Source organism: Streptomyces sp. NPDC046821, from assembly GCF_040645335.1.
Taxonomy (GTDB): domain Bacteria; phylum Actinomycetota; class Actinomycetes; order Streptomycetales; family Streptomycetaceae; genus Streptomyces.
In genome coordinates, this window is sequence record NZ_JBEYYB010000024.1 from 39,218 (window position 1) to 57,071 (window position 17,854).

A 17,854-nucleotide genomic window follows, 5' to 3' on the forward strand; every position below is an offset into this window, starting at 1 on the left:
AGTCATGAGGCGGCCGGGGTTGTCACTTGGCGCACACGGATTTGTCGGCGGTCGCCTTCTGGATGTTCTCCGGCGCCTTCGCCGGCGCGGCGATGGGCGTGCCCGCCGCCTTGAAGTCGCCGCCGAGCGTCAGGATCATCGCCGGCAGACCCTGGTCGTTCTTCTCGCTGTGGCCGGGCTTCATCGCGGACGCGGGCAGCCCCATGATGTCGGCGAGCTTGCGGGCCTGGTCGGCCTGGTCCGGCGCGTACTCGAGCGTCGTCTTCGCCTGCGTCTTCGGCGCGTTGCCCAGCTGGCTCGACTTGAGGACGCCCTCGGTGTTCTGCAGCCACGTCAGCGTCGTCTGCGCGGCGCCCACGGTCTGGCTGCCGTTGTAGATGTCGACCCGGACCTGGGACGCGTCGGCGCGGGTGCCCTTGAGCAGCGCCGCCTGCTTCGCCGCCTCCTTCGACTTCGCCGCCTTCTTGTCCTTCGCCACCTCGGTCAGGGACACGTCGTCGCGCATCATCGCGAACAGCGGGTCCGCCTGGGCCGGGTTGACGACGACTGTCGCGTGGACCTTCTCGGCAGGGTTGTCGACCACCGGCAGCGTCGTGAACGTGATGTTCTTCGGCGGCACCTTCTTCAGCTCCATGGCCACGTCCTTGAGCGTGGAGATGTGCCCGAGGCCGGTGTCCACGGTCAGCGCCTTGGTCGCCGCGTCGGCCAGGTCCGTCAGCTTGCTCGGGCTGGTCAGCGTGTCGCTGGAGCTCATCTTGCGCATCAGCGAGGCGAGGAACTGCTGCTGCTGCTTGATGCGGTCGAGGTCGCCCTCGTTGCCGAAGCTGTGCCGGGTGCGCACGAACGCGAGGGCCTGCTCGCCCTCCACGTTGTGCTTGCCCTTGGAGAGCTTGAGATGCGAGTCGGGGTCGTCGACATCCTTGGCGAGACAGATCTCCACACCGCCGACCGCCGTCGTCAGCGTCTTGATGGCGTTGAAGTCGGCCATCATGAAGTGGTCGGGCTGGATGCCCGTGATCTCCTTGACCGTCGCCATCGTGCAGCCCGCGTCGCGGTCCGCCTGGCCGAGGCTCGTGTTGAAGCGGGTGTTCGGCGTTCCGGAGATCGTCTTCAGCTCACCGTTCACCCGCACCTGGCAGTCCGGGATGTTGGTGATGAGGTCGCGCGGGATGCTCAGCGCCGTCGCGTTCGACCGGTCCTTGGCCACGTGCAGCAGGATGTTGGTGTCCGCGTGGCCGATGCTGCCCTTGTCGCCGTACCCCGAGTTGCCCTTGCCGGTGCGCTTGTCCGTGCCGATCAGCAGGATGTTGAACGCCTCGTCCTTGCTGAAGCCGTTCTTCGCGCCGACGACGTCGTCCTTGTTGATGTTGTTGTCGAGGTGCTGCAGATACAGATACGCGCCACCGACACCGGCGACCAGGACGAAGGCCATGACGCCGCCCGTCCACAGGAGCGCCTTCTTGGCCTTGGACTTCTTGGGCTTGGCGCTGCGGGAACGGCGCCTGCCGGGCGGCTCGGGCTGCGGGGCCCGGCGCCTGCGCTGCCCGGGGACCTCACGGCTGTCCTGCTCCTCGCGGGATTCGCGGGACCTGCTCCTCGGCCCGTCCTGTACCGGCTGTCCCCGTCGGCCCGAAGCACGCCGGTCGGTCCTTCGCGGGCCGGGTACGGGCGACTGCGCAGCGGAAGGGCCCAGTCGCAGTTCGTAATCCCCGGTGTGCGGGTTGAGTACCCACTGGTCTGCGGGGTCGATGTCGTCCGCCCGCCCACGGCCTTGCGCGTCCACGGTTGTCTGCATCCTCCGTCGGGGCCACGCGGCGCCTTTCCCCCTCAAGAAGGCGCCCAATAAGTCGGTAAGCGGTGCGCGGCCGGCGTCGGCCGGGGGCACCGGATCGCTCACACTATCCGCCCAGTTCAGCGGCAGGCGACGACGGTGACAAATTCCACGTTCCTACAACCGGGCAATCCGCCTCATATCTTGGAAAGCAGCGCCCGCCCCTTGGGCATCGCTTTACCCACAGGCATCCTGAGCCGCCGTGTTGCCGCGGAACGTGGGGGTCGGACTCGGCTCGGGAGAGCCCTCGGACGCCGCGTGTCCGCCGGGTTTTCCGTTGTCCCCCGAGTTTCCGGCGCCGTCGTCGTACCCGTCGTGCTCGTACGCCGAGTCGTCGGAGCCCACGGCCGGGGTCGGCATGTTCTGCGGAGTGGTGCCCACCGGCATCTGACGGGCGACCACCAGGGGGCCGTCCGTCCGCAGCCGGTCGAAGAGCTGACCGGCCGCCGGCTGCACGAGCTGGTCGCGGTTCGGGTCGTACACGTACGGGCGGCGCGGAACCGTCAGGAACTGGACGCGGTCCGTCGGAATGTCGCGTACACCGCGCACCAGGTTGTAGAGGCCGCGCAGGCTGGCGAGGCCGGGGTCCGTGGTCAGGGACGAGGTCGCCGCGTCGAGCACGGGGTACAGCTTCGTCGGGTTGAGCAGCACCTGGTTGCTCTGCACCTTGTGCACGAGGGCGCCGAGGAACCGCTGCTGGCGGTCCATCCGCTCGGTGTCGCTGCCGTCACCGATGCTCTTGCGGGCGCGTACGAAGCCGAGGGCCTGCTCGCCGTCGAGCGTCTTCTTGCCCGCGGGCAGCTTCAGGTGCGCGTCGGGGTCGTCCACGGGCTTCTTCAGGCAGACCTGTACGCCGTCGACGGCGTCGACCATCTCCTTGAACCCGCTGAAGTCGACGACCATGTGGTGGCTGACCCTTATGCCGGTCAGCTTCTCGACGGTCCTTATCGTGCAGGCCGAACCGCCCCTCTCGAAGGCGGAGTTGAACATCGCGAACGCCGGGTCGGTGCGGGTGCCGTCGGGCCTGCGGCAGCCGGGCACGGCGACCATCAGGTCGCGGGGCAGCGAGACGGCGGTCGCGCTTCTGTGGTCGGCGGATATGTGCAGCAGGATCGTCGTGTCGGAGCGCTGGGTGCCCGAGTCACGGCCGTACTCGCTGTTGCCGGCGCCCGCGCGTGAGTCCGAGCCGATCAGCAGGATGTTCTGCGCGCCCCGCACGAGCGCGGTCGGGCGCTCCTTCTCGTAACGGGCGAGCTCCCGGGCCGCCGCCGTGTCCGCGGTGATGTTGCCCTGAAGCTTCTCGTACAGGGCGAAGCCGGCGCCGGCCGCGCCGAGTATGACGACGGCCGCGCCGAGCGCCGTGTACCGCAGCCAGCGCCTGCGCCGCCTGGCCCGCCACGCGCCGGTGGGCGACGAACCCGCCGCCGGTCCGTACGTGACCTGCTCCCGCGCGTCCTCCTCGTCCGGGCGCCGCGGGTTCCCAGGCGTGCCAGCGGTATCGCTCACGTACGCGTCCACCCCTCATGTGACGACGGTGCGCTGCTGCGCTCCTTCGACCATGAACCCCCACGCGGCCCCTGGCCTGCGGGAACGGGGGTGGATTGGGCCATACGGGGGACAGGGCCCCCGGGTGTCTCAGCGTGCGGTCGCCGAGACCCGCTCGTCCTCCACCCGCCTGGCCAGGGATTCCTCGCCGAGATCGGCCAGATGGCGGCACAGGACGACGGACCCGCCGGTCGCCAGCGGTGCGTACAGACCCGCGCTCAGGCCGCGCCACGTGTCGTACGGCAGTCCGGACAGCAGGCGCGAGCCGGGGCCCGTGATGCCCAGGTCGGAGGCGTCCGCGCGCGCCTTCTCGACGACCTCGGCGCCGGTGAACTCGGCACCCGCGACGACGAGCGCCGGCTCGTCCGGGTCCACGGGCGCGAACGGGGCGAAGCGGTCGCCCTGGCCCGGCACCTCGACCGCGTAGTCGGCGAAGCCGTCCGGGGTCTGCGGGAAGCGGCCGCCGAGCGGGCGCAGCGCGAGCGCCAGCCGCTCGCCGGAGCAGGCGCGCGCCGCGTCCAGCGAGTCGGGGCCGCTGACGACGAGGTCGGCCGCCGCCGGGTCGCCGCCGACGTCGGCGACCACGCCGACGGACGAGCACGCGAGCAGCCAGACGGCGGTCTGCCAGTGAGCGGGCAGCAGCAGGGCGAGCCGGTCACCGGGCTGGGCGGCGAGGTCGCCCTGGAGGAGGTTGGCGGTCTTGGCCACCCAGTTGGCGAAGGTGGCCACGGACAGTTCCACGCGTTCGCCGGTGGCGTCGTCGTAGAAAGTCACCAGTGGGCGTCCTGGATCGGCGGCGAGCGCGGATCGCAGCAGGTCGGCGGGGGTGCGGTCGGTGGCGTTCACGGGCGCAAGGGTACGCGGGGCGCGTGCGGCGGCGCGGCTGGGCGGGGGAGGGGCGTGTGGGTGGGGTGCGGCCTGTGGGGGTGAGGCGGGTGTGGGCGGGGTGCGGTTGAGGGTGGGTGAGGCGTGCGTGAGCGGGGTGCGGCCGGGTGGGGGTGGCGTGCGGCCGGGTGGGTGAGGTGGGCGCCGTAAACGTCCGACGGGCCGTCAGTTCCCGTGCCCACCAATGGCACTTCCCGATGGACATATATGTACGGCTATGTCCAAGATCGTGGTCATGCGTGGACTTCTTGCTTCCTCGGTCGGCGTCACCTGCGCGGCCGCCCTCGCCCTTCCGCTCGCCCTGCCCACCGGAGCGGGCGCGGCCACCGCGTCCCCGGCCCCCGGAACCCGTGCCGCCGCGGCCGTCCCAGGCCTGGGGGCCGCCGAGGCCGTCCCCGGCAGCACCCAGTCGCTCCGCCTGTCCGCCCTGCCGCACGACCGTGCCCTGCGCGCCCCGGGCGAGCAGGGTCTGACGCGGCGTGAGGTCCGCCCCTTCTCGCTCGTGGGCGTCGTCTGGGACGACCCGTCGGCCGCGCTGGAGGGCAGGGTCCAGGTACGTACGCGGGCTACGCGCGGCGCCGGCTGGTCCGACTGGCAGGACGTCGAGACCCACAACGACGAACACGCGCCCGACCTCGGCACGGCCGAGCACGACTCGGGCCGGCTGCGCGGGGCGACGGCTCCGCTGTGGGTCGGCGCGTCCGACGGGGTCGAGGTGCGGGTGCGGCCGGAGTCGACGGGAGTACGGCGCGCCGGCAATTCAGAGGCGTCGGCGCAGGCCCCGCTGCCCAAGGGGATGCGCCTGGAACTCGTAGACCCCGGAGTCGAGCCCCCGCCCGGTGGCGCACAGGCCGACGCCTCACGCGGTGCCGCCGCGAAGGCCGCCGAGTCCGCGGCCGCCTCCGCCGTCAACGCGGACCTCGCCCCGCAGGGCGCCACCACCATCCCCGCCCTCAGCAAGAAGGAGACCGAGGCCGAACTCCTCGTGGCCCGCGGCGGCGAGGCCGACGCCAAGGTCCGCCCGTACATCGGCGCGCGCCCGGGCATCGTCACCCGCAAGGGCTGGGGCGCCGACGAGAGCATCCGCGAGCGCGACTTCGTCTACACGTCGAAGGTCAAGGCGGCCTTCGTGCACCACAGCGCGACCGGCAACAACTACACGTGCGCGCAGGCCCCTTCGGTCATTCGCGGTATCTACCGCTACCACGTGAAGAGCATGGGTTGGCGCGACATCGGCTACAACTTCCTCGTCGACAAGTGCGGCACGATCTACGAGGGCCGCGCGGGCGGAGTCGCGAAGCCGGTCATGGGCGCCCACACGCTCGGGTTCAACACGAACAGCATGGGAATCGCGGTCCTCGGCACGTTCGCCTCCACCGCCCCACCGGCCGCCGCCGTGAAGGGCATCGCCGATCTGACGGCCTGGAAGCTCGGCCTCTACGGCGTGAATCCGAGCGGTAAGACATATCTCACGTCGGCCGGTGGCAATCTGTACCGCAAGGGAACGAACGTACGACTGAACGTGATCTCAGGCCACCGGGACGGCTTCGCGACCGAATGCCCCGGACGCCTCCTGTACGACAAGCTCGGCACCGCCCGGACCACATCGGCCCGCCTCCAGGGCCGCTGACCCGGCCGGACCCCCCAGTCTGCATAAACTGGCCGGCCGAAAGGCAGTTCGACCGGCCCCAGCAGGAAGCAGAGACGACAGGTGAAAGAAGCGATCCTCCTGGTCGGCGGCAAGGGCACCCGACTGCGACCGCTCACCGTGAACACCCCCAAGCCGATGGTCCCGGCGGCAGGCGTCCCGTTTCTCACGCACCAGCTGGCCCGGGCGAGAGCCGCCGGCGTCGAGCACATCGTGCTCGCCACGTCGTATCTCGCCGAGGTCTTCGAGCCGTACTTCGGCGACGGTTCACGCCTCGGACTGCACATCGAGTACGTCACCGAGGAGGAACCGCTCGGCACCGGCGGCGCGATCCGCAACGTCGCGTCCCGGCTCCACTCGGCGCCCGACGACCCGGTCCTGATCTTCAACGGCGATATCCTCACCGGCCTCGACATCCGCGCGCTCGTGAGCGAGCACGAGAGCAGCGGCGCGGACGTCTCCCTGCACCTCTCCCGGGTCGAGGACCCGCGGGCGTTCGGGCTCGTCCCCACGGACGGCACGGGCCGCGTGCAGGCGTTCCTGGAGAAGCCCCAGACGCCCGAGGAGATCGTCACCGACCAGATCAACGCGGGCGCGTACGTGTTCCGGCGCTCGGTCATCGACAGGATCCCCACCGGGCGGCCGGTCTCCGTGGAACGCGAGACGTTCCCCGAACTGCTCGCGGCCGGCGCCCACCTCCACGGGATGGTCGACTCCACGTACTGGCTGGACCTCGGCACCCCGCAGGCCTTCGTCCGCGGATCCGCCGACCTCGTCCTCGGCCGCGCCCCGTCCCCGGCCGTCCCCGGGCGCCGCGGCGACAGCCTCACGCTGCCGACCGCCTCCGTCGCGTCCGGCGCGAAGCTCACCGGCGGCACGGTCGTCTGCGAGAACGCGACGGTGGGCGAGGGCGCGCGCATCTCGGGCAGCACGATCCTCTCCGGCGCGACCATCGAGCCGGGCGCGATCGTCACCGACTCCTTCGTCGGCCACGGCGCCCACGTCGGCGCCCGCACGATCCTCACGGGAGCGGTGATCGGCGACGGCGCACACGTGGGCCCGGACAACGAGCTCCAGTCGGGCGTACGGGTGTGGTGCGACGCGCGGATCCCGGCGGGGGCGATCCGGTTCTCTTCGGATCAGTAGGGGGTTGTGGTTCTGGGGCGGCCGGTCGGGGGGTCTCGGCCGGCCGGCCGTTACGGGCCCTCGGCCGGCCGTTACGGGCTTCGCCCCCGACCCGGGCTGGTGGACGCGGTCTCGGTCGGCCCGGCCACCACCGGCTTTGCCTCCGACCATGGTCGGTGGCGGTCTCTGCCGGCCCGGCCATTGCGTGCTTCTCCCCGTTACGGGCTTCGCCTCCGAGCAGTAGGGCTCGCGGAGCCCGACCCTCTACGCTGCGAGGAGCACTCCAACCGACGAGGAACCTGTGGCCGGCCGATTCGCACCCCGACCCACGCGCACCACGGTGCGCGGTGGCGAGGCCGGTGCGCCCGGGGCCGTCGTCCCGGGTCCGGCGACCGCCGCACGTACGCGTCGCTGGACGCCCAAGGGTCCGTTCGACCTGGGCCTGACCATCGGGCCGCTGAGGCGGGGGCCCGCCGACCCCACGTTCCGTGTATTGCGTGACGGCTCGGTGTGGCGGGCCACCCGCACCCCCGAGGGCCCCGGAACGCTCCGGATGGCCCTGCGCGGCGGCGAGGTCGAGGCGGCCGCGTGGGGGCCCGGCGCCGACTGGCTCCTGGCCCAACTCCCCGCGCTCCTGGGTGAGTTGGACGACCCGTCCGCGTTCGAACCCCGCCACCGGATCCTCGCCCACGCCCACCACTACCGGCCGGGGCTGCGCCTGCTGCGTACGGGGCTGGTCCTGGAGTCGCTGATCCCGTCGATCCTGGAGCAGAAGGTCACGACGGACGAGGCGTACCGCGCCTGGCGCCTCCTGATCCACAAGTACGGCACCCCGGCCCCCGGCCCGACGGGTCCGCTGCGCCTGCACGTCATGCCGGACCCCCGCACCTGGTCCCTCATCCCGTCCTGGGAGTGGCACCGCGCGGGCGTCGACAACAAGCGCGCGTCGACGATCCTGCGAGCGGTGAAGGTGGCCCGGCGCCTGGAAGAGGCCGCGGCCATGGAACCGTCCGAGGCGAGGGCCCGCCTGGAACTCGTCCCCGGCATCGGCCCCTGGACCTCCGCCGAGACGGTCCAGCGCAGCAACGGCGCCCCCGACGCGGTGACGACCGGCGACCTCCACCTGCCCGGCATCGTCGGCTACGCCCTCACGGGCAACCGCGACGCGGACGACACCGAGATGCTCCGCCTCCTGGCCCCGTACGAGGACCAGGGCCAACGCCACCGAGCGGCCCGCCTCATCCTCCTGACCGGCCACACACCCCCACGCAGACAACCAAAGATGCGCCGCACGAACATCGCGGAGTGGTAGTGCCGGTTGTGACGGGGGCGACCGCTGCCGCGTGCCCCACGGCCACGGCCCCCACACCGCCGTCAGCCCGGCGAGCCACACCAGCGGGAACCGCCGCGCGGCTGGCGGTCAGAGCCCGCGCCGGGCTTCACCGCGCTGGAAGCCAGCGCTCCCGCGGTCAGGGTCCGCGTCGGGCCCCACCCCGCCGAAAGCCCAAGCGCTCCCGCGCCCACATCGCCAAGCGGCAGCCCCGCGACTACCGCACCACCAAGAACTCCCCCGCCTCCCGCACCGGCCGCGCCGCAGGCTCCGTCGCCGCGTGGCCCACCGCCACAGCGCCCATCGGGTCCCAGTTCTCCGGCAGGTCCAGCACGTCGCGTACGACGTCGCGGCAGAACATCGTCGACGACACCCACGCCGAGCCGAGGCGTTCGCCGGCGAGGGCTACCAGGAAATTCTGGACGCCCGCGCCGGCCGCGACCACGAACATCTCGCGTTCGGCGGCGTCGCGGCGGGCGTGGCCGTACGTGTGGGAGCCGTCCATGACCATGCAGGGCACGACCAGGTAGGGCGCCTGGCGGAGCACGTCGCCGCGGCGGATCCGCTTGGCGATGGACTCCTCGCTCTTGCCGTCGCGCCGCAGGTCCTCGATCCACGCGTCCCGCATCGCGTCCAGGAGCCGTGTGCGCGACTCCGGCGATTCCAGGAGCACGAAGCGCCACGGTGTCGTGTGGTGCGGCGCGGGCGCCGTCACGGCCGCGGCGACCGCACGCCGTACCGCTCCCGGGTCCACGGGCTCGTCCGTGAAGGCCCGCACCGTACGCCGCTGCGTCACCGCCTCCCGGACCGCCTCCGACGTGCCGAGCCGGAACATGTCGTCCCGCGCGACGCGCACAAGCTCCCGCGCCCCCGCGCTCTCGCCCACCACGTGCGGCAGGCCGCGCACGACGGCGACCGGCAGCCCGTCCGCCTTGCCCTTGACCAGGTCACCGGCGGCGGCCAGCTCGTCCGCCGTGGCGACGACGGTCGCGCTGAGCGGATTCCCGTACGCGTCCGTGCCGCCGCGCAGGTCGTCCAGGACGCGTACGCCCGCCGCGCCGATGGCGACGTCGGTCAGGCCGTTGCGCCAGGGGCGGCCGAACGTGTCGGTGACGACGACGCCGACGTCCACGCCGAGCGCGTCCCGCAGCCCGTCCCGGATCGCCGCGGCGGACGCGTCCGGGTCCTCGGGCAGCAGCAGCACCGTGCCCGCCGGCGTGTTCGACGCGTCGACGCCGGCGGCGGCCATGACCAGGCCCAGCTTGTTCTCGACGATGCGCAGCGGCCCGCGCCGGGCCACGACGCGCACCGTCTCCGCGTCGATCGCGGCCTCACGGTCGGTGGCCTCGACGATCCGGCCCTCGGCCTTGCTGACGATCTTCGACGTGACGAGCAGGACGTCCCCGTCGGCGAGCCCCGGCTCGGCGGCGGCGATCAGCTTGGCCAGGTCGTCGCCCTCACGGATCTCGGGGATCCCGGGGAGCGCCCAGGCGCGGAAGGACGGGGCGTCGCTCACGCGCGGACCTCCTCCGCGAGCGCGAGCGCCTCACGCGCCATCTGCGCGGTGGCGTCGAGGTCGGACATCATCAGCGGCACGGCCCGGCAGCGGATGCCCGCCGCCTCGACCCGCTCCACGGTGCCCGCGTCCACGGTGTCGACGAGCCACCCGTCGAGCAGCCCCGATCCGTAGTGCTCGGCGACCGCGGCCGCCGTCGACTCGACGCCCACGGCGGCCAGCACCTTGTCCGCCATCCCGCGCACGGGCGCGTCGCCGACGATGGGGGAGAGGCCGACGACCGGCACACCGGCCTCGGCGATGGCCTCACGGATGCCGGGCACGGCGAGGATCGTGCCGACACTGACGACGGGGTTGGACGGCGGGAAGAGAACGACGTCCGCCGCGGCGATCGCTTCGAGGACACCCGGCGCGGGCTTGGCCTGGTCGGCACCGACGGGCACCACGGCGTGGGCGTCCACGGAGGCCCGCATCTTCACCCAGTACTCCTGGAAGTGAACGGCCTTGCGCTCCCCGTCGACGGTCACCGCGACGTGCGTCTCGACGCGGTCGTCGGACATCGGGATGAGGCGTACGCCGGGCTGCCAGCGCTCGCACAGCGCCTCGGTCACCGCGCTGAGCGGATAACCGGCGCCCAGCATCTGCGTACGGACGATGTGGGTCGCGAAGTCACGGTCGCCGAGCCCGAACCACCCGGGCCCCACCCCGTACGCCGCGAGCTCGTCCTTGACCGCGAACGTCTCGTCCGTACGCCCCCAGCCCTGCTCCTCGTTGATGCCGCCGCCGAGCGTGTACATCACCGTGTCGAGGTCGGGACAGACCTTGAGACCGAAGAGGTGGATGTCGTCACCGGTGTTGCCGATGACGGTGATGTCCGCGTCGGGGGCGGCCTGCTTGAGACCGCGAAGGAACCGGGCACCACCGATGCCGCCTGCAAGAACCACAATGCGCATGTGCCCAGCATCGCAGGCGGGTACGACGGTGCGTCAGGCGGTCACGGCATCCCGCGCGTCCCGGGCCTCGCCGCTGACGCAGCGCGGCGCGTGCATCGGCATCTCGGTCAGACCGGGGTAGTACACGTGCAGGCTGACGGCCGGCTCCAGCGCGTCGTTGACCACCTCGTGGACGTAACCGGGTGCGAAGACGCGCTGGGCGCCCTCGGTGAGGGTGCGGTCGGCGCGCTCCGTACGCTCCGTCAACTCGCCCTGGAGGACGGTCAGTATCCCGGAGGACGGGCCGTGGTCGTGCGCCCCGCTGCCCTGACCGGGCACCCACGAGAGCAGCCACACCTCGTAGCCGGGGCCGGTGCGCAGGCGGTGGTACCAGCGGGTGGTCGCGTCGTACTCGACGAGGTGTTCCCACTGGGAGCGGTCGGCGGCGATGGAGCGGGCGAGGCCGGCGAACTCGGCCACGGTGGCCGGGTGCTCGCGCGGGGGCTGGAGGAGGTGGGTCACTTCGAGCAGGTCGCCGGCGATCTGGAGGTCGCTGTCGCTGTTCATGGGTGTGGTGGTTCCTCGGCGGAGTGGGGGTGTGCGGATGCTGGGGTGACGCCGGACGTCGCGCGCGTCGGCAGACGGCCGACGGGCGGTGTGGAGCGTGGGGAGATTCAGCCGGAGCGCGGAAGGCTCAACAGCTGGTACAGCAACAGCGACAGCTCGCGTGGGCAGCACCGAGGGACCCGGGGCGGGTCATCGAAAGCGCCAAGTTCGCGAACATGCCCAACAGGACACCGGTTCATTCCTTCTGTGTCAACTTGTTGTCCGGATTGTGGGATATGTTTCACCTCATCCGGTTGTCCTGCCAGGCGAAAGGTTTGTTCACTCTCGGGCCAGGACACATGGCGCTTCAACCGGGCGCGTAAACGCCGTCGCACTCCCGTGATCCGCACTGTGATCCGGAACGCTCCGGCGGCGCTCCCGGAACGGGGTCAATACCCGAGGCGTCCTTCTTCGTACAGGTCCGCGCAAGGTTCGCGGGGTGCCTGACAGGGAGTGACGGCCCGGGATGGGCCACTGGCAAGTGTCAAGGTTTATGCCGATTTGAACACTTTCCGTATACCCTTGGTTCCGCAGAGTGAATAAGGGGCCCAATAGCAGATCTCGGCTTGACTGGCCCGGATCGGCACACTTGTAATTTCACTCGTGTCGTTCAGCCGAAAACGGTGACGACAGCATCACGGGGACGCACAGACGGACGAGGGGCGCACTATGACCGAGTCGTTTCAGGATCTGCTGGTCGAGGACGCGGAAGAGGAACTCGGCTGGCAGGAGCGCGCGCTCTGCGCCCAGACCGACCCCGAGTCCTTCTTCCCGGAGAAGGGCGGCTCGACCCGCGAGGCCAAGAAGGTCTGCCTCGCCTGCGAGGTCCGGTCCGAGTGCCTCGAATACGCGCTCGCGAACGACGAGCGGTTCGGTATCTGGGGAGGGCTCTCCGAGCGGGAGCGCCGGCGCCTGAAGAAGGCAGCCGTCTGACCGGTCCGACCGGTGTTCGCGGCATACCGGCATTCGCGACATCAGGGACGCGTCAGGAAACGCTGTCCGAAGCCTCAATTCCGCTTGACCTCCGGCCCGTCGCCCTGAGTTGTCCACAGGGGGCGGGCCGCGATTGTTGCCAGCCGTTAGTGTGGGGCCCCGTCCGAGACGCCCCGGCGCCCCCGTGGGGCACAGGCGTCCACCGCAGTCCAACGAACCGGGGCCCGTACCTCGATGTCCGTGCACAGCCATCCGGCAGGCCGATCCGACACTGCCGCAGCCGCGTTCAATCCGGGGCACGCCGCAGCGCAAGACCCGGCCACGCCACCCGAGTTCCCCCGGCATGTCGTCACCGCCGTGCTCGTCTCCCACGACGGAGCGCGCTGGCTGCCCGACGTCCTGTCAGGACTGCTCGGCCAGGAACGCCCCGTACAGAACGCCGTCGCCGCCGACACCGGCAGCGCCGACGACTCCGCCGCGCTGATCGCCGCCGCGATCGGTGACGAGCGCGTCCTCCACCTCGCCCGCCGCACCGGCTTCGGCCAGGCCGTCGACGAGGCCGAGCGCTCCGCGGGCGTCCTGACGCCCGAGGAGCTCCCGTACCTCAAGCGCCCCAGCGGCTGGGACCCCGTCAGCCGCACCTGGCGCGACGACGCGTACGACCTCCCCGACCTGCCGTACGGCGAGCCCGAGCAGTGGCTGTGGCTCCTGCACGACGACTGCGCGCCCGACCCCGACGCCCTCGCCGAACTCCTGCGCGTCGTCGAGAACGAACGCGAGCTGGGCAACGAGGTCGCCGTCGTCGGCCCCAAGCTGCGCGGCTGGTACGACCGCAGGCAGCTCCTGGAGGTCGGCGTCTCCATCGCCCACTCCGGGCGCCGCTGGACCGGCCTCGACCGCCGCGAACAGGACCAGGGCCAGCACGACCAGGTCCAGCCCGTCCTCTCCGTGTCCACCGCCGGAATGCTGATCCGGCGTGATGTCTTCGAGCAGCTCGGCGGGTTCGACCGCAGGCTGCCCCTGATGCGAGACGACGTCGACCTGTGCTGGCGCGCGCACGCCGCCGGACACCGCGTCGTCATCGCGCCCGACGCCGTCGTCCGGCACGCCGAGGCCGCCTCGCGCGAGCGCCGCACCGTCGACTGCGTCGGCCGCACCGCGACGTCCCCGCACAAGGTCGACAAGGCCGGCGCCGTCTACACGCTGCTCGTCAACACCCGCGGGGCCGTGCTGCCGTGGGTGCTGATCCGGCTCGTCCTCGGCACACTCCTGCGGACCGTCGCCTACCTCGTCGGCAAGGTGCCCGGCCAGGCGTTCGACGAGATCACCGGCCTGCTCGGCGTCCTCCTGCGGCCCGAGAGGATCCTCGCCGCCCGCAGGCGGCGCGGCAAGGGCGTCGTCGATCCCAAGGAACTCAAGCCCCTCTTCCCGCCGCCCGGAGCCACCGTCCGACTGACGGTCGAGCAGGTCGCCGGCGACATGTTCGGCGCCTCCGACCCCGAGATCAACGCCGCCGGACGACACGGCGGAGCCGTCGAGTCCGGACCCGGCGGAGACGACGCGGACTTCCTCCAGGTCGAGCAGTTCGCCCGGCTCAAGCGCATCGCCCGCAAGCCCGGACCGATGCTCTTCGTCGTCCTCCTCTTCGTCTCCCTCATCGCCTGCCGCGCACTGCTCGGCGGCGGGGCGCTCGCGGGCGGCGCACTCCTGCCCGCGCCCGGCGGCGCGTCCGACCTGTGGTCGCGCTATCTCGACGGCTGGCACCCGACCGGCACCGGCGGCACCCAATCGGCGCCGCCGTACCTCGCGATCGTCGCGGCCTTCGCCACCCTCCTGTTCGGCTCCACCGGACTCGCCGTCACCGTGCTCCTCGTCTGCTCGGTACCGCTCGCGGGCTTCACCGCCTACTTCGCCTCACGCCCCCTGGTCACCTCGCGCCTCCTGCGCGCGTGGGCCTCGGTCGCGTACGCGTTCCTGCCCGCCGCCACCGGCGCCCTCGCCGGCGGCCGCATCGGCACGGCGGTCCTCGCGATCCTGCTGCCGCTCATCGCGCGCGCCGGGCTCTCCGCCGGCGGCCTGATGAACGAGGGGGCGCGCGGCAGCTGGCGCGCCACCTGGGCGTACGCCCTGCTGCTCACGATCACCACGGCCTTCACGCCGATCGTGTGGCCCATCGCCGTCGTCCTCGGCATCGCCCTCCTCGCCGTCCGACGCGGCGACATCACGGCGTACGTCCTCCGCTTCCTGGCCGCGCTCGGGACCCCGCTCCTGATGCTCGCGCCCTGGTCGCTGACGCTGCTCCCGTTCGGCTTCTTCCACGAGGCCGGTCTCCCGTACGGCAAGGGGTCGGCGTCCGCGCTCGGCCTGCTCGGCGCCTCGCCCGGCGGCTCCGGCACCCTCGGCTCCCTGCTCCTCATCGGCATCGTCCTCGCCGGACTCGCCGCGCTCCTGCGCGACGAGCGCCGGCCCGCGATCCTCACCGCCTGGGCCATCGCCCTCGTGGCCCTGGTCTTCGCGGCCCTGTCGAACGCCTCGGCCTGGGCCGGACCCGCGACCCTCGTCTACGGCATCGCCCTTCTCGGCGCCGCCGTGCTCGGCGCCGAAGGGGCCCGCTCGCGTGTGGCCGAGCAGAGCTTCGGCTGGAAGCAGCCGGTCGCCGCGCTCATCGCGTTCGCCGCGGCGGCGGGACCGCTGCTCGCCGCGGGCGGCTGGATGATCCGCGGCGCCGACGGCCCCCTGGAGCGGCGCGACCCGGTCCAGGTGCCCGCCTTCGTCGCCGAGGAGAGCGACACCCAGGACCAGGCCCGCACCCTCGTCATGGGCGGCGACTCCACGGCCAAGGTGACGTACACCCTGGTGCGCGGCGCCGGCGCCCGGCTCGGGGACGCCGAACTGACCGAGGCGGGCGGCAGCAACGCCCGGCTCGACAAGGTCGTCGCCAACCTCGTCGCCGGTTCCGGCGCCGACCAGGCCGACCAGCTCGGCGGATTCGCCGTGCGCTACGTCCTCGTACGCGACGGCGCGCCCCGCCAGATGAGCCGCGTCCTCGACGCCACCCCCGGCCTGTCCCGGCTCAGCCAGCAGGACGGCACCGCCCTGTGGCGCGTCGACCGGCAGGTCTCCCGTGCGTCGATCGTTTCCGGTTCCGACGAACCGCAGGCCGTCGCCGCCGGACCCGTCGAACTCCACACGAAGATCCCGGCGGGCAAGCCCGGCCGCGTCCTGCGCATCGCCGACACGGCCGACGCGGGCTGGACGGCGACCCTCGACGGAACGCCCCTGACCAAGACGACCGTCGACGGCTGGGCCCAGGGCTTCCAACTGCCCGCGAACGGCGGCCGTCTCGACGTCACCTTCGACGCACCCGCCTCGCACACGGCCTGGCTGTGGGCCCAGGGAGCGCTCGCCCTCGTCCTCGTGGTGCTCGCCCTGCCGGGCCGCCGCCGGGACGTGGACGACGACCTTCCGGAGGAGCCCGTCGTCCCCGCGCAGGCCGTCGAGGGCGAGGGCCGCAGGGCCCGCCGCCTGCGCGCCCAGGCGGAAGCGGAAGCCGAACAGGCCGCGCCCGCCGAGGAAGCCGGGGCGAGCGTCCCGCAGCAGCAGTCCTACGGCGAATGGGACACCCCCTCGTACGCCGCCGCCGACCACGGCCAGTACGCCGCGGGCGAGCAGCAACAGCCGTACCAGGGCGCGGCCTACCCGCAGGCCACGTACGACCCGGCCGGGCAGGCGGACCCCTACCAGGCGGACCCGTACCAGGCCGGCCAGTACGACCCGTACGCCTACGGCGGCACGTACGACGGCGGGCAGCAGTACGGGAACGGGCAGCAGCAGACGTACGGCACCCCGTACGACCCGGCTGACACCGCGTACGACCCGTCGCAGCAGCCGCAGCCGCCGCACGGCACCGACAGTGAGCGCCCCGACGGGAGCCAGCAGTGAACCGCACCACCCTGTCCCTGATCGCCGCGGCCACGACCCTCGCCGCCGTCACCGGATTCGCGGCGGCCACCGCGCCCGGCACCGGCGGGGACGACACCGCGAAGGCCGCCGCCCGGCTGCCCGTCGAGCGCTCCAGCCTGCTGTGCCCCGCGCCCAGCGCGTCCGACCTCGCCGAGACCTCGTACACGTCGTACACACCCGTGACGACGGGGTCGGGAAGTTCCGGCAAGGCCGATCTGTCGCCCGCCACGCGCGAGCTGGCGGACGGCAGCGCGGGCGGCACCGGCAAGGGCAAGGCCGCGAAGCCCGTGCTGTCCCCGGGCAAGCCGGGGCAGCCGGTCGCCGGGGACGCGTCCGGCGCCGACTCGCCCGCCCTCGTCGGGACCGCCGAGGGGAACCTCGCGCCCGGCTGGACCGTTCAGCAGACGACGTCCGTGAGCGCGGGCACCGGCCGCGGCCTCCTCGGGGTGAACTGCTCGGCGCCCGACACCGACTTCTGGTTCCCGGGCGCCAGCACCGCCAAGGAGCGCAGCGACTACATCCACCTCACCAACCCCGACGATTCGGCCGCCGTCGTCGACGTCCAGCTCTACGGGCCCGACGGCGCCATCAAGTCCGACGTGGGCGAGGGCATCCAGGTCGGACCGCACTCCAGCGTGCCGGTCCTGCTGTCCACCCTCACCGACAAGCCCCAGACCAACCTCACCCTCCATGTGACCGCCCGCAGCGGCCGGGTCGCGGCCGCCGTCCTCGCCGCCGACGACAAGCTCGGCGGCGACTGGCTGTCCCCCTCCGCCGACCCCGCGGGCACCGTCGTCCTGCCCGGCATCCCCAAGGACGCCACGAGCGTGCGCCTCGTCGTCTTCGCGCCCGGCGACAACGACGCCGACCTGAAGCTCCAGCTGGCCTCCGCGAACGGCCGCATCACCCCGGCCGGACACGAGAGCCTGCACGTCAAGTCGGGGATGACGACCACCGTCGACCTCGGTGACGTGACGCGCGGCGAGGCCGGATCCCTCGTCCTGAGCCCCACGGGGGACGCCGTTCCCGTCGTGGCCGCCCTGCGCGTCGTACGCGGCACGGGCTCCAACCAGGAGACGGCGTTCATCCCGGCGACCCGCTCCGTCGGCGAGCGCGCGACCGTCGCCGACAACCGCGCGAAGGGCTCGACGCTGTCCCTGACCGCCCCCGGCGAGACCGGCACCGTGAAGGTGACGGCGTCCGCGGGCACCGAGGGCGGCACCCCGGCCACGAAGACGTACACCGTGAAGGCCGGCACGACCGTGTCCGTACAGCCCCCGGCCCCGACCGGGCTCAAGGGCACGTACGCGCTGACGGTCGAGCAGGTGTCGGGCGGCGAGGTCTACGGGTCGCGGATGCTGGACGTGCCGGACCCGGGGAATCCGGGACTGCCGATGTTCACGGTGCAGACGCTGCCGGACGACCGGGGGATGGTGTCGGTGCCGAGGGCTGACCAGGATCTTTCTGTGCTGCAGAAGTGAGTCTGGGCGGGGCGGGACGGGGCCGGGCGGGGTTTTGACCAGGCGCGGGGCGCATGGTG

General features: G+C 72.4%; 12 protein-coding genes. 6 read left to right on the forward strand and 6 right to left on the reverse strand.

Features of this window, described 5'->3' with window-relative positions; genetic code table 11:
- Positions 1-22 precede the first annotated feature (22 nt).
- The 3 genes from ABZ893_RS34515 to ABZ893_RS34525 form a co-directional block, all read right to left on the reverse strand.
- Complete coding sequence (locus tag ABZ893_RS34515; RefSeq protein ID WP_361411995.1) at positions 23-1,783, reverse strand: LCP family protein; 1,761 nt, start codon at positions 1,781-1,783, stop codon at positions 23-25.
- Positions 1,784-2,008: 225 nt separating this feature from the next.
- Positions 2,009-3,202, reverse strand: coding sequence for an LCP family protein (locus tag ABZ893_RS34520; protein WP_361412039.1), 1,194 nt, complete (start codon positions 3,200-3,202; stop codon positions 2,009-2,011).
- A gap of 264 nt (positions 3,203-3,466) precedes the next feature.
- Positions 3,467-4,222, reverse strand: a complete 756-nt coding sequence (locus ABZ893_RS34525; protein ID WP_361411997.1) for a TIGR03089 family protein — start codon at positions 4,220-4,222, stop codon at positions 3,467-3,469.
- Between the two features lie 274 nt (positions 4,223-4,496).
- Here ABZ893_RS34525 and ABZ893_RS34530 point away from each other — a divergent pair, with 274 nt between their 5' ends.
- From ABZ893_RS34530 to ABZ893_RS34540, 3 genes are all read left to right on the forward strand, one after another.
- Positions 4,497-5,891, forward strand: coding sequence for a peptidoglycan recognition protein (locus ABZ893_RS34530; RefSeq protein ID WP_361411999.1), 1,395 nt, complete (start codon positions 4,497-4,499; stop codon positions 5,889-5,891).
- Between the two features lie 81 nt (positions 5,892-5,972).
- Entirely contained in the window at positions 5,973-7,055 is a 1,083-nt protein-coding gene (locus ABZ893_RS34535) for an NDP-sugar synthase (protein ID WP_361412001.1), read from the forward strand.
- Between the two features lie 280 nt (positions 7,056-7,335).
- Positions 7,336-8,346: a DNA-3-methyladenine glycosylase 2 family protein gene (locus ABZ893_RS34540; protein WP_361412003.1), complete on the forward strand. Its 1,011-nt coding sequence runs from the start codon at positions 7,336-7,338 to the stop codon at positions 8,344-8,346.
- Between the two features lie 235 nt (positions 8,347-8,581).
- Here ABZ893_RS34540 and ABZ893_RS34545 read toward each other — a convergent pair whose 3' ends face one another.
- Genes ABZ893_RS34545 through ABZ893_RS34555 form a run of 3 tightly spaced genes read right to left on the reverse strand, consistent with a single transcriptional unit; the run spans position 8,582 to position 11,379 of the window.
- Positions 8,582-9,880 (reverse strand): coenzyme F420-0:L-glutamate ligase, encoded by a 1,299-nt coding sequence (locus tag ABZ893_RS34545; RefSeq protein WP_361412005.1) that lies wholly within the window; start codon positions 9,878-9,880, stop codon positions 8,582-8,584.
- Positions 9,877-10,833 carry a 2-phospho-L-lactate transferase gene (cofD, locus tag ABZ893_RS34550; RefSeq protein ID WP_361412007.1) on the reverse strand — a complete coding sequence of 319 codons (957 nt, stop codon included), beginning with the start codon at positions 10,831-10,833 and terminating at the stop codon, positions 9,877-9,879. Before cofD ends, ABZ893_RS34545 begins: the two co-directional genes overlap by 4 nt.
- A 33-nt stretch (positions 10,834-10,866) precedes the next feature.
- Positions 10,867-11,379 carry a cysteine dioxygenase family protein gene (locus ABZ893_RS34555; RefSeq protein ID WP_361412009.1) on the reverse strand — a complete coding sequence of 171 codons (513 nt, stop codon included), beginning with the start codon at positions 11,377-11,379 and terminating at the stop codon, positions 10,867-10,869.
- A gap of 708 nt (positions 11,380-12,087) precedes the next feature.
- Here ABZ893_RS34555 and ABZ893_RS34560 point away from each other — a divergent pair.
- The 3 genes from ABZ893_RS34560 (at position 12,088) to ABZ893_RS34570 (ending at position 17,795) form a co-directional block, all read left to right on the forward strand.
- Positions 12,088-12,351, forward strand: coding sequence for a WhiB family transcriptional regulator (locus ABZ893_RS34560; RefSeq protein WP_127831770.1), 264 nt, complete (start codon positions 12,088-12,090; stop codon positions 12,349-12,351).
- A 234-nt stretch (positions 12,352-12,585) separates the two neighbouring features.
- Positions 12,586-16,293, forward strand: a complete 3,708-nt coding sequence (locus ABZ893_RS34565) for a glycosyltransferase (RefSeq protein WP_361412011.1) — start codon at positions 12,586-12,588, stop codon at positions 16,291-16,293.
- The gene (locus ABZ893_RS34570) at positions 16,290-17,795 is read left to right on the forward strand and encodes a DUF5719 family protein (protein ID WP_361412013.1); all 1,506 of its coding nucleotides are present in this window, start codon (positions 16,290-16,292) and stop codon (positions 17,793-17,795) included. Before ABZ893_RS34565 ends, ABZ893_RS34570 begins: the two co-directional genes overlap by 4 nt.
- The last annotated feature ends 59 nt before the right edge of the window (positions 17,796-17,854 follow it).